At 62.3% G+C, this 13,253-nt stretch carries 8 protein-coding genes; 3 read left to right on the top strand and 5 right to left on the bottom strand.

The genetic code is table 11. The annotated features are described in order from the left end of the window. Nucleotides 1-4 precede the first annotated feature (4 nt). From AC07ZE_RS11180 to AC07ZE_RS11170, 3 genes are all read right to left on the bottom strand, one after another. The gene (locus AC07ZE_RS11180; RefSeq protein ID WP_207264333.1) at nucleotides 5-1,957 is read right to left on the bottom strand and encodes a YncE family protein; all 1,953 of its coding nucleotides are present in this window, start codon (nucleotides 1,955-1,957) and stop codon (nucleotides 5-7) included. 85 nt (nucleotides 1,958-2,042) lie between these two features. Next, on the bottom strand, nucleotides 2,043-7,889 hold the full coding sequence (gene mnxG, locus AC07ZE_RS11175; RefSeq protein WP_207264331.1) for a manganese-oxidizing multicopper oxidase MnxG: 5,847 nt from the start codon (nucleotides 7,887-7,889) through the stop codon (nucleotides 2,043-2,045). A gap of 205 nt (nucleotides 7,890-8,094) precedes the next feature. Then, nucleotides 8,095-8,703: a lytic transglycosylase domain-containing protein gene (locus AC07ZE_RS11170; protein ID WP_207264329.1), complete on the bottom strand. Its 609-nt coding sequence runs from the start codon at nucleotides 8,701-8,703 to the stop codon at nucleotides 8,095-8,097. A gap of 223 nt (nucleotides 8,704-8,926) precedes the next feature. Between AC07ZE_RS11170 and gspG the strand changes: the two genes are divergently transcribed. The 3 genes from gspG (at nucleotide 8,927) to AC07ZE_RS11155 (ending at nucleotide 11,387) form a co-directional block, all read left to right on the top strand. Continuing rightward, nucleotides 8,927-9,376 carry a type II secretion system major pseudopilin GspG gene (gene gspG / locus AC07ZE_RS11165; protein WP_207264327.1) on the top strand — a complete coding sequence of 150 codons (450 nt, stop codon included), beginning with the start codon at nucleotides 8,927-8,929 and terminating at the stop codon, nucleotides 9,374-9,376. A gap of 14 nt (nucleotides 9,377-9,390) precedes the next feature. Then, complete coding sequence (locus AC07ZE_RS11160) at nucleotides 9,391-10,578, top strand: type II secretion system F family protein (protein WP_207264325.1); 1,188 nt, start codon at nucleotides 9,391-9,393, stop codon at nucleotides 10,576-10,578. A 149-nt stretch (nucleotides 10,579-10,727) separates the two neighbouring features. Continuing rightward, a complete protein-coding gene (locus AC07ZE_RS11155) occupies nucleotides 10,728-11,387 on the top strand; it encodes a hypothetical protein (protein WP_259331946.1) in 660 nt (219 codons plus the stop codon). A gap of 126 nt (nucleotides 11,388-11,513) precedes the next feature. Here the strand turns inward: AC07ZE_RS11155 and AC07ZE_RS11150 are convergent, their stop codons facing one another. Further along, a complete protein-coding gene (locus AC07ZE_RS11150; RefSeq protein ID WP_207264321.1) occupies nucleotides 11,514-12,410 on the bottom strand; it encodes a LysR family transcriptional regulator in 897 nt (298 codons plus the stop codon). Nucleotides 12,411-12,598: 188 nt separating this feature from the next. Next, a complete protein-coding gene (ycaC, locus tag AC07ZE_RS11145; protein WP_207264318.1) occupies nucleotides 12,599-13,225 on the bottom strand; it encodes an isochorismate family cysteine hydrolase YcaC in 627 nt (208 codons plus the stop codon). Nucleotides 13,226-13,253 lie beyond the last annotated feature (28 nt).

Here is a 13,253-nt window from a genome sequence, read left to right as displayed (position 1 = left end):
CCTCTCAATGAGTGGCGCCGGGCAACACCCGAACACTGGCAAACGTCTGGTCGTCGAAGGTCGCGCCCAGGGATGCCGCACGTACGTGCAGGTACCAGGCGCCTTTCTGATCGAGGGTCACCGGGGCTTCGTAGATGCCGTTGCCGACCTCCCGCGCGGCGACCCGTTGTGGTCGTGAACTGGGCGCCAGAAAGTAGCGTACCTGCACGTCCTTGACCCCACTGCGCTGGACCTTCTGCTTGCCCTCGACGATGCGGAAACGCACCACGTAAGGGCTGCCCTGGGTGGCGGTGGATTTATCGAGCATGAACTCCACTTTTGGCACGCCCGCCTGTTGCGCAGCGTTGTTGTTCGCCTCCACCACTGTGCTGAAACAATGGATGATGTTCGGCTGGTTGAGCAGGAACGCCACGTCGAAACGCCCGGCCGGTGGCAGCTTGATCCGCGCGCTGTACAACCCCGGCTCGATTTCGCGCAGGCTGCGGTCGATGACCAGCGCCGCCCGCGCCACTTGCCCGCGATTGGGGTAACCCGACATTGGCGCGTTCATGCCTTCGGCATAGAAATAGGTGGTGTTGTCCGCCGGGTTGACCACGAACACCGAATTCTCGTCCCGCGACACCCCCAGGCTCGATGCCAGCGGCAGGTCGCCGGCCAACCGTGGCGGCTGGGTACCCGCCTCGAAACCCTGACTGATCGGCTGGCGACCTTCACCCAGCGACGACAGGTTGATCATTGTCACCTTGGGCGAGGCCAGTCCGCGAATGTAGGCATAGGCCTTGGTGAACACCACTTGATAGGGTTCGGCAGACACGTCCAGTTCATGGATCAGTGAATCGGTCGCCGCGTCGATCACCGAGGCCTGGTTTTCCAGGGTGTTGAGCACGATGCCGAACCGGCCGTCGGCGCTGAAACCCATCGGCCCCAGGCCCTGTTTCATCTTGATCACCCGCCGCACCGACTGACTCGCGGCGTCGACCACGGTGACCGTGCCGTCCTTGCCATCGGCCACATACGCGGCACCGGACAATGGCGAGTACACCACCGACAACGGGTGCGAACCGGTCCTGAGCTGTTTGATCAGGGTCAGGCTGGCGATATCGATGATGCTCAGGGTGCCATCGTCGCGATTGGTGACGAAGGCGAAGCGGCTGTCCTTGCTGAAGGCGATTTCATGGTGCCCGGCACCCGTAGCCAGGTGTTTGAGGGTCTTGAGGCTGCCGGTGTCGATCACCGTGACCCCGGAGTGCTCCGTGGATTTGGCATTGTTGCCAACCCACAGCAGGCGTTCATCCGGTTGCAGGGCTACACGCACCGGGTTACTGCCGGCGGCCACCGAGTCAATCAGCTTGAATTGTTCGCTGTCGATCACCGCGACTTCATTGGCGGTCGGCATCGAGACGAAAACACGTTTGTTGTCCTTGGGGGTGACCCAATCCATCGGCGGTTGCTTGATGTCGATCCGTGCCATGGTACTGGTGATGCCGCCCACCGACACCGACGGGTCGACCACCGAGACGCTGGCATCGCGGTTCATCACCAGCAGGAAGTAGCCGTTGAGGTCGAGCAGCGGACGTGCACCGATGCTTGATTTGAGGAAGACGCCAACCCGTGACTTGCAGCTATTTTCGCGGCCCTGGGCCTGGTCGGCGGCAGCGGCTTCCGGGTCCAGCCAGGCACCGGGAGCGACACCCGCCAGCGGTTGACCCGAGGCTTTGTCCGTGACACGAAATTGCACGTCGGCGAATTCGCCTTCACGCAGCACGCCGTCTGCGGCCAGCGGCCGTACTTCGAGCCCCACCGAGACACCATCACGCTCAAGGGTCTGGCCGCTCCAGGTGTTGGGCAACGCCACCTCGCTGAGCATGACCGGAGGCGACGTGCGCGATACTCCCAGCCCGATCAGCGCCACCCCGATAACCAGGGCGAACCCGGCGAATGTGATGGTCCTGTTCATGTCCCTACTCCCCTTCAGATCTTCGTCTGCCTCGTTCCTGCGCAGCCCTTGTGCGGGGGCGGTGTCGCCCCCCCCTCATCTCCACCTACGGTACCGGCGCCGGTTCCGGCTCGTTGGTTACCCGCAACAGTCCCCACATCCCGGCGGCATTACCGAAGGAGGCGTTGTCGCGGTACAGGTAGTCCCCCGGTATCGCATTGCTGCCCCCGGCGCTCGGGTGCATGAAGCTGAAGTGCGCCGCCGGCAACACGCTTTCCCGGGCGCCGATGTACATCGACATCGGGTTGTAGCCGAACCTCACCGAACCCACGCCCGGCGTGCCCATCGGGTAACCACCCGGATCGCTCTTCTCCGACTGGAACGGGTTGACCGACCAGACGTGGCCATCGAGCTGGAAGGTCGAACCGCGGCTGCCACCGGACGGCATCAGGATGTGCGTACGGAACGGTTGCCCCGGCTTGGCGTAGAACACCGGCGTTTGCGGATCGCTGCCCACCAGCGCGTTGCTGTAGGCCATGTGCGCGTTCGGCACATCGCCGAAGGTGCCAGGGCTGCCGGCGTGACCGAACGGCGCATCCGGGGCCAGGCCAAAGCGGAACCACATCGGCTCGACCTTGTAGTTGATCGCCATGCTGGCGTTGTCCTTCGGATCGTTCGGTACACCGTTGCCTTCCGCAGCAATGCCTTCCACCGGCCGCCCATTGGCCCAGCGCGTGTTCAAGGCACGCTGCCAGACCATCGCAAAATCGCGATAGGTGGTCTGACCCGATGCGGTGACCGTGGCCGACGCGCGCTTGGCATCCTCGACCCAGGTGGAACCGATCGGCAGGATGCTCATCGCACCCCCCAGGCCTTTTTGCGGCTGTTTGATGACGTCCGCCGGGGTGACGTTCAACCCGCCGAATTCCACCGCCGTGGCGCTGATGTTGTCGACGTTGCGTCCCAGCTGGGTGATCGGCTTGCCTTCACGCTCCAGGTGCCCGGCGTAGTACTGGTAGGTACGGGTCGGGTACGCGCCGGTCGTGCCGACACGCGGTGGCACGGTCTGGATCGGGTTGGCGCCGACGTTGGCACCGTCGGATTTGGTGATGTCATAGGCCAGCAATTGCGTGTGCAGGCCGACATGACTGGATGGCCGCAACAGGTTGTTGTTGAACGTGGTCGAACCCATGCCATCGTTACGGTCACGCTTGGCCAGGCCTTGCATGATCGCAGTCTGGGCCAGGTCCGGCATCACGCTCGGCAGGCGGTTTTCCAGGGTGATGTTGATGCAGTCACCCGCCGCCGCGCGCAGTATCAGCGGTTCGACAGGCACCCCGGGTTTCAGCTTGCCGGTGGCCGGGTCGAGGTCGGCCTTGCGCACATACAGGATCGCAGTCGGGTCATGCAGCGGCCCGCTTTGCCCGCCGAGGGTGAAGGTCTCGCCGTCTTCAGGATCGGTGATCGTGACCTGAGGAATGCTCATCGGCCGCGAGTTGAGCACCAGGGTGCCCCCCGTCGGCTTCAACGGCCCGCCGACATGCTGCCCGATACCTGCCGGGTCGCCGATGGACAGGCCCAACGGGTTGGTCAGGATGTCGTTGGCCAGCGCCGCGACCACTTCGTAGTTGCGTTGCACGGTAGGTCGGGTGCCGATTCCGTTCGGGTTGGCGCCATACCGTGGGCAGATGCCCTCGAACGCCACGGTGTTGCGCATGCCGGTCGGTTTCGGGTTGCTCGGCAGCGCGAACAGATCGCTGCGTTGCGCGGTGTAGTTACGCATCACGCCCCAGATACCGTTCCAGTAACCCTCGATGGACGCGTCCATGGTGTACAGGTAGTCACCCGTGGTCGCTGCCGCGCTGGAGATCATCGACACCGGCGCATTGAAGCCCATCTGCTCGGAGATCCCGACCATCTGCGACGCGCGCCAGCCGGAGTTGGAGCTGTTGCCATAGCCGGAGCCGCTTTGCAGCCATTTCACGCCGTGCAGGGTGACGTTGTGCTCCTCTTCGTGACCGCCGGCATGCACCCGCAGCCGCACGTTGTCACCGGTGTAGGTACGCAGCATCGGCGTAAACGGGTCACCCGGTTCCGCGCCCCCCTTGTTGATGTGCGGCGGGAACAGTGTGGTGCCGCCGGTCGGGCCGGTGGCCGAGGTGATCAGGTTCGGCGCCAGGTTCATCGCCGGGATCGCACGGTCGGTACGACTTTGCATGGCGTACGCCAGGTCGCCGCCCAGGCCGTCGGCCTGCATGCCGCGCTTGCCGTCCGGGCCGACCTTGTTCGGGTCGTACACACGCAGGGCCAGCGGTTCATTACGGTAGTTGACGACGAACATGCCAGGGTCATCCACCGAGATCGCTTGCGGGCAAGGCCGGCTCGGGCAACCGGGTTTCACGCCGCCACGCAGTTCCACCACCGCTTCGAGCAACTCGCTGGTGTTGTCGCGCACCGGTGGGTTGATCGCGTAGCGGAAGCTGTCAGCCGTGGCCGGGAACGCTTGCGGGTTCGGTACGCCGTCGGGGCCTGCGCCCACGTATACACCTGCTTCATAGGCGTGCTGGAAGTCGCTGTACTCGAGGAAGAACTCGCGGAAGCTGTCGTTCTTGCCGTCGTAGTCCAGGTCACCGGTCGAAATCACCGCCTGCCACGAAGTCGGCCCGCCGTCCTGCCGCGCGCCGCTGTACAACGGCTCGCCGGTTTCGGCGTGGAACCAGGTGGAACCGGCCGGTTCGGCCAGTACGGTGGCATACAGACCAATCTGCTGGTGAGTCGATGGGCCTAAGTGGTCGTGGGTGAAAATAGTGCCCAGGCCACGGTCGATGCCATAGGTATTGATCACCGGATCGGCGAACCAGCGCTGCATGGCCGTGCGCGCCCCGACCCAGTCCGCCCGGCCGAATTGACCGAAGTACGGGTGGTTCTTGGCTTTCGGACAGGCTGGCGTACCGTCACGCGGGTCGGTGCCTTCGCACTGGTTGTACTCGCGGATGGCCAGGATGCGTTCCTGCACGGCACCCGGGGAGAGCACGCCGTCTTCGTAGTTCCAGCCGTTGGAAGAACCGTCCGCCGCGGTCAGGTCCCACTTCGGCAGGTGGATGTGCTGGCCGATCACGTCGGTCGGGGTGCGCACTTGATAGTCGTCCATCTCATAGGTGGCCGGTATCAGGTTGGTCTGCTGGTACTGCACGCAGTCGAAGGTGTTCATGCGCATCACCAGAGGCTCTGGTGGACGCTGCTTGGTGATCACCGGCCAGGCGTCTTCCCACAGCGCCAGGATGCGGGCTTGCGGGAAGTGGTAGCCGACCTTGTTGTACACCGCGTCGAACTGGATGTTCGCGGCTTTGTAGATCCGCGGACGGTCGGCGGTGAAGGTCGAGGAGCCGATGAACGACATGCCGTCGAGACGCTCGCCACTGGTGAACTCACCGGTGCCGGAACTGCTGGTCAGGCGTTTTTGCCGGTCGTCCATGCACGGTTCGAAGTACGGCGCACCGGCCATCGGCAAGGCGCCGTTGGTGCGGAAGTTGCGCGCCACGACCTGGCTGCCCGGCAGCACGGCGAAACTGGGGTGATCTTTTTTCGCGTGGAACGCCATGGCGGCCTGTTCGACTTCGGTGCCTTCTTCGGGCAGGTAAATCGGTTTGGCACGCTTGACGGACTTGGAGAAATCCAGAGACGTGGTAACGGTCTCGGCCTCGCCCCCCTCGGAGACACCGCCCAGGGCATGGCGTGGCAAGCCACCGTCCCAGCCACCGGATTGATTCGGGTCGAGGTTGGCCCACAGGGCTTTGCCGCTGGCCTTCAAGGCTTGCGCGGTGGCAGCGTCGAGCATGTCCAGCGGTGGGGTCGGTGGGCGTTGGCCGACCGAACTTTCCATGCCGCCGATCCAGAATGGATAGCCAGGGTTTTTCAGGGTGCCGTCGGCATTGCGGTTGGCTTCGCTGCGATCGACCAACGCCAGGGAGCCGATGGCCTGGGCGCCACCACCATGGTGCTCGCCGTCATCGTCGCCCGCTTCATCGTCATCATCGTCATTGGCGGCCACCAGGGTTTCGCCAAGTTTCGGTACCACCGCGACTTTGCCCGGCATCGGCGGCATGGCCTTGCCCGGCAACGGCACCACGGCGGGAATCGGCGTACCGGCAACGATTTCACCATCGGGCAAGGCCCGTGCACCCACTGCGGGTTTACCGCTGCGCAGCGCGTACGGCTCGCTGTGGAAGCCATCAGCGCCTTGTTGCGACACTTCCAGTCTGGTGCCTTCTTCGAACACGTCATGCACCCGCCACATGGCCCACATGCCTTGGGCGAAGTGCGGATAGAAGTGGCAGTGATAGATCGCATCGCCCGCTACCCGGTTGCGGTTGCCCGAACCGCCGTTGGCGATTTCATAGGTGTAGCCGGCGCCCGGGCCGATGCCTTGGGCATCCACGTAGTCAGAGTTGTCGTCGTTGGGGTTGAACAGCCACTGATGGCCGTGCAAGTGAAAGATGTGGTGCTCATAGCCGTTGTGGGTATTGCGGAATTTGACGAAGTCGCCGATGTAGCTGTGGGCAACGTTCGACGGCTCCGACGGATAGAGCGCCGTGGTCGCCTTGACGCCGACCTGATCGGCACTCGGCACCTGGCCGGGGGTGATGCCTTCGAGGCCGGCGTTGGCCGGTACGTCTACCAGCATCGCCACGTCACCCACGGTGTGGGCACTGAGGAAGAACTCTTCGTAGGCGCAGGACAGGCAATCGTGCATCGGTCCCACGCCCAGGCGGTTGGCGACCACTTCGGCGCCCATGCCGCCGGAGCCGTAGTTGATCATGAACGAGTCGCGGGTCGGCTCCAGCACGTGAGCCATGACCGGGTCGGCCCAGTAAGCCGGGAAGGCCTGGGTGACGGCGGTTTCATCCTGGAACTGCGCGGAGAAGTCGCGGAACGGCTCCAGCCGGTTGGGGATCGCCGGGTTGCGCTTACCGAGGTTTTCCAGCGGATAGGTCGATGCCGGGAAGCTGCCATCGGCGTTGCTGCCCATGACAATCGCATCGGCTTCGCTGGTGACTATTTCATTACCGTCGACCATGTTGATGATCGGCTTGCCGGCCTTGCCTTCGCGGATCCACGGTTCGCGTTGCGGATAGCGTGCCTGATAATCAACGATCGGATGACCGGCCGGTGTCCGTCCGGTACTGGCCAGGCGCATCTCTTCTTCGGTGAGGGTGTTGCGGTAGCTGCGACCGCCCTTGGGCATGACCGCCACCTGGGCGAACAGGCCATTGGCGTTGTTGCCGGCCGTGCCCTCGCTACCGAACGTGGCGCCGCGGCTGCTCACCGTGAACGCACCTTCGCGTTCGGCGTACAGGGTGTAGGAACGGCTGCCACCAGGGGCGACCAGGGTATTGGCATTGCGCCCGGTATAGGACGAGATGTCATCGATGCTGTTGACTGCCTGCATACCGTTGACCTGGAAACCGACATGGCGATCACGTACTTGCTCGTCGACCTTCCACGGGTCGTGGCCGCCACCGACTTCGATGCCCTCTTCCTCTTCACCCTCCTGCTCTTCCTCTACACCTTCGTCGCTGTGGGAACCGGGGTTGGCCTGGTAGGCCAGCAGGTTTTGCAGGTTGACGATCAGGCAGTCACCGGCGGCTACCCGCAACACCAAAGGACGTGGGCGCTTATCGGGCCGCAACGACACCTTGCCCGGCACAGCGGCGCCACCTTGATCAAGGGAAATCTGACGGTCATCAACTACGTCACGGCGCAGGGCGAACATCATACCGTTAACGTTTTGCGCACCGAGCCGGTTGAACATCAGTGGCTGGTCCAGCGCCACGACGTTGGCTACCAGGTTGCGTTCGCAACGAACAGCGGCTTCGGCGATCTCCATACCGAGCATCGACGCGGCCAACAACAGCCAGGGGAGAATAGATGGAGCGTGGTGAATGCCTGTCATGATCACGGGCCTCGCTGTGGGTGCTCACAGGGAATAATTCTCGACAAGCGTGTTTGAGCAATCCGCATGCCACAATAATTCTTTATATTTATCAGTTAGTTACGATTACAACCTGATTCACCGGGGAAAATCCCCCACCCATTCCCCACTTTTTCGTTGTCGCCCCCATTCCCCAATGTTGGGGAAACCTGCCCCCTTTTTTTGCTCACAGCGGGGCATCCGCCGAGAGTCCCTGCAGACGCCGGTACTGGTTCAATACGCTGGGCACATAACGCTGGGTTTCAGCGAAAGGCGGAACCACTCCGCCACGGCTGAGCACCGCTTGAGGACCTGCGTTGTAGGCGGCCACGGCGAGGGTGATGTCGTTGTCGAACAGCGTCATCAAACGCTTGAGATAGCGCGCGCCCCCCTGGATGTTGGCCTTGGGGTCATAGACGTCGGTCACGCCCATTTCGCGGGCCGTATCGGGCATCAACTGCATCAACCCCCCCGCCCCCTTGGGCGACACGGCGCTGGCGTTGTAGCTGGACTCGGCCTGGATCACTGCGTGCAGCAGCGCCGCCGGCAATTGATGGTCAGTGGCCGCCTTTGATACCAGCTCGGCATAGGGACGCGCCGCGATCATTTGTGGCTGCTGGTCAAGGCTGACCACCGTCGCTTCGGCTTCGCGGATGACTCGCTCATAGTGGCGGCCGGGACGATGGACATTGGACAGGACGAAGTTGCCCTTGGCATCAACGGAAACGAATACGTCGGCCTGCACGGCGCCGGCCAGCAGCGTCAAACCGAGCAATCCAGCGGTGAGAGATTTCATCGTTATACCTCCCCTGCCCGGCCCCGAAAAATGGGGGTAATGCCCCAATGGCCGGACGTTTATCAGCCATACGCAAGCACTGTGCCGAAAGCGAAAAGGGCCGTAGAACGGGGTGCACGCAAGGATGCGCAGAACTTTATCGACCCTTTGCATGGCAATTGCATAAGCCTCCATTACATCAATCAGCTGCGACCCTTCCTGCCGACTGTGTGAGGTCATCAAGATGAAACAGCGACTGTCTTTCGCCCCGCGTGCCTTTTCCCTGCGAGCTCAGCGCGGATTCACCCTGCTGGAACTGTTGGTGGTGCTGGTGGTGCTGGGGCTGTTGGCCGGCATCGTCGCGCCAAAGTATTTCGCGCAACTGGGCCGTTCCGAAGTGAAGGTGGCCAAGGCGCAAATAGAAGGCCTGGCCAAAGCCCTGGACCTGTACCGACTGGAAGTCGGTCATTACCCGTCGACCGAACAGGGCCTGCAGGCACTGGTCACTGCGCCCAGTGACGAAACCCGCTGGACCGGTCCGTACTTGCAGAAAAAACTGCCGCAAGATCCATGGGGGCGTAATTACACCTACCGCTACCCCGGCGAAAACGGCGAGTACGATCTGCTGTCCATGGGCAAGGACGGCCAGCCCGGTGGCGAAGGCGAAAACGCTGAAGTCACCAGTTGGCAGTGACGGGAATGGCGACCATGCGTTTTCACCTCAAAGCGGTAGGCAAGGCTGGTGTGGTGTCCATGACCGTTGAAGCGCCGGGCCACAGCGAAGCCCGGCGGATTGCCGAAGACCAGGGGCTGCGGGTAGTCAGCCTGCACGCCGAGCGGCACTGGCGGGCCTTGCGCCTCAAGCAGCGCGAGACGTTCAACCTGGTGCTGTTCAGCCAGGAACTGACGACGTTGCTCAACGCCGGGCTGCCGTTGATCGATGCGCTGGAAAGCCTGGCGGAAAAGGAAAACGCACCCCAGGCCCGTAAAACCCTGAGCGAGTTGGTACGCCTGCTTTATGAAGGCAAATCGTTTTCCCAGGCACTGGGTCAGTTGTCGGCGGTTTTCCCGCCTTTGTACGTGGCGCTGGTGCAGTCCAGTGAAAAGACCGGTGCCGTGGGCGATGCCCTGGGCCGCTATGTCAGCTATCGCCAGCGCATGGACGAGGTTCGCCAGAAGATCATCAGCGCTTCGATCTACCCCCTGTTGTTGCTCATGGTAGGGGGCGGCGTGGTTTTGTTTTTAATGGGTTACGTGGTGCCGCGCTTCAGCCTGGTGTTCGAAGGGCTGGGGTCCAATCTGCCGTGGCTGTCGCAGATCCTGATGAGCAGCGGCATGTTCCTGCACGCCCATCAGGGCGAATTCTTCGGCGCCTTGCTGGCAATCATCGTCACACTTGCCCTGCTTCAACGACAGCCGTCTTTTCGCCGTGGCCTGGATCGCCTGATCGAAAAACTCCCGGCGGTGCACCAACGCATCTTCATGTACGAACTGGCGCGCTTTTACCGTTCCCTGGGGATTCTGCTGCAAGGTGGCATTCCCCTCGTCACCGCCATGGGCATGGTTCGCAACCTGCTGACGGTGGCCTCCCGCACGCGCCTGGACCAGGCCTGCGAACGGGTGCGCGAGGGGCAATCGTTATCGGCTGCACTGGAACTCAACCATCTGGTGACCCCGGTGTCCCTGCGCCTGCTGCGCGCGGGCGAACAGTCCGGCAACCTCGGACAAATGATGGAGCGCAGCGCCGATTTCTACGACGAAGAAATCAGTCGTTGGATCGAATGGTTCGTACGGCTGTTCGAACCCTTGCTCATGACCTTCATCGGCCTGCTGATCGGGGTGATCGTGATCCTGATGTACATCCCGATTTTCGAATTGGCCTCCAGCATTCACTGACCCTCTGGAACGGGTCCCACGCCACGCTGCAATGTTTTTTCAACGTTCAACTGAATAAGTCGGGACGTTGGCGTGTTCATCGACTGAATACAGCAGCAAGTTGCAATGTTCATCAACGTTCCAGGCTGAACAAGAAGACGGAGAACGACATGCACATCAACAAGCTTTTACTGGCAGTAGCGATTGGCGCGGTCTTGTCGGCGTCTACCGTATTGATTCCAGGCAGTGTGTCCGATATGTCGAGTGCCCATGCGAGAGACGGCGGTAGTGGTGGGGGCGGCGGCGGTCATGGAGGTGGGGGTGGCGGTGGTCACGGGGGCGGCGGTGGTGGCGGTGGTCACGGCGGAGGCGGTGGCGGAGGCGGTCACGGCGGCGGTGGCGGTGGTCACGGCGGAGGCGGTAACGGTGGTGGCCACGGCGGCAGTGGCGGCGGAGGCCACGGCGGCAGTGGCGGCGGAGGCCACGGCGGCAGTGGCGGCGGAGGCCACGGCGGCGATGGTTCTGGCGGTAGCCATGGCGGCAGAAGCAGCAGTGGTCACAGTGGCAGCGACCATGCTGGCAGCACAGCCTCGAATTCCGGTCGCAGCGGCACCCATGCCGAACCGGGTGATGACCACGGGGTTCATCGTTCGGGTGATGACCATGGCGTTCATCGCTCGGGCGACGACCATGGCGTTCATCGCTCGGGCGACGACCATGGTGTTCATCGTTCAGGTGATGATCACGGGATTCACCGTGCCGGCGAAGTGGGCGACGATCGAGGACTGCATGCCGGCGGCGAGCCTGGGGATGACAAACGCGTGAACTGACCTGCACTGGAACCTGTGGGAGCGGGCTTGCTCGCGAATGCGGAGTGTCAGACAACATAATTGTTGAATGATAAAACGCTTTCGCGAGCAAGCCCGCTCCCACAGTGGGTTGTGTGAACCGCAGATTTACAACCCACCCTCGGACCGATCCAGGCGCTCCCGTAAAAACTCGATCAACGCCTGCACCGGCCGCGACGATTGCCGGTGTTGCGGATACACCGCCGACAGTACCAGCGGCGCGGTGCGAAACTCATCCAGCACCGGTACCAGCCTCCCATCCTTCAGCGCCGAACCGACGATAAAGGTCGGCAGGTAGGTAATGCCCATCCCGGCAATCGCCGCGTCCTTGAGCAACTCGCCGTTGTTGACCCGCATCCGTCCGGCAACGTTGACGGCCAGCGGTTTGCCTTGCCCCGCGAAGCGCCATTGCACTTGACGACCGTGGCCGTAAGGCAGGCAGTCGTGGCCAAGCAGATCTTCCGGTTTCAATGGTGTGCCGCGTTCAGCCAGGTAAGCCGGACTCGCGCAATACACCCGCTCGATAGACGCGATGCGGCGGGCAATCAGCGTCGAATCCTCGAGAATGCCGATGCGCAGGGCCAGGTCGTAGCCTTCACCGAGCAAGTCCACCGGACGATCACTCAGGTCCACTTCCACCGTGACCTCACGATAGCGCTGCAAAAACACCGGCAGCAGACAACTCAGGTGCGCCAGCGCAAACGACAGCGGTGCACTGACGCGGATCGTACCCCGTGGTTCGGTGGTTTGCCCGGCGATGCCCTGCTCCACTTGCTCGACTTCACCGAGCAATCGCAGGGCCGATTCGTAATAACTCTGGCCCAGGGGCGTAACGTCGAGGCGACGGGTCGAACGATTGAGCAACCGCACGCCCAGGCGTTCTTCAAGCTGCATCAGTCGACGACTGACGAATTGCTTGGACAGGCCCAGTTGATCGGCTGCCGCCGTGAAGCTGCCGGAGTCCATGACCTGGCAAAAGATACGCATGTCTTCGAAAGGGTTCATTGTCATGCTCTGAGTGACAGTGATGGCACTCTACAACTGTTTTTTCCTTTTTTATCACCCTTGCGAAAAACAATGTGGGAGCGGGCTTGCTCGCGAAGACGGCAGCACATCCAACATAAATGTTGACTGATCCACCGCTTTCGCGGGCAAGCCCGCTCCCACAGGTTTTGCGCCCAGCCAGAGAAGTCTTACTTGGCAGTAAACGTCGTGTAGCTGTTGATCAGGTTGCGGTAGTTCGGCAGGCGTTCGGACAGCAGGTTGGCCAGGCCTTCCATGTCATTGCGCCAGTCGCCTTGCAGCTCACAGGCCACCGAGAACCAGTTCAGCAGGTGTGCACCGGCGGCCGACATGCGCGCCCAGGCCGCTTGTTGCACGGTGGTGTTGAAGGTGCCGGAAGCGTCGGTCACCACGAACACTTCAAAACCTTCGGCAATGGCCGACAGGGTCGGGAATGCCACGCAGACGTCAGTCACCACACCGGCGATAATCAGTTGCTTGCGACCGGTGGCCTTAACGGCTTTGACGAAGTCTTCGTTGTCCCAGGCGTTGATCTGGCCCGGGCGGGCAATGAACGGTGCGTCAGGGAACTGTGCCTTGAGCTCCGGCACGATCGGACCGTTCGGGCCCTTGTCGAAACTGGTGGTGAGGATGGTCGGCAGTTTGAAGAACTTGGCGATGTCGCCCAGGGCCAGCACGTTGTTCTTGAATTCGTTGGGCGAGAAATCCTGCACCAGCGAAATCAGACCGGTCTGGTGGTCGACCAGCAGTACCACTGCATCATCTTTGTTCAGGCGTTTGTACGGAACGTTGCTCATGAAAAACTCCTTGGTGGATGGTTGTTGC

Source organism: Pseudomonas sp. GW101-3H06, assembly GCF_059424605.1.
The sequence above is the reverse complement of the archived record's forward strand: the minus strand, read 5'-3'. Positions and strand labels throughout refer to the sequence as shown.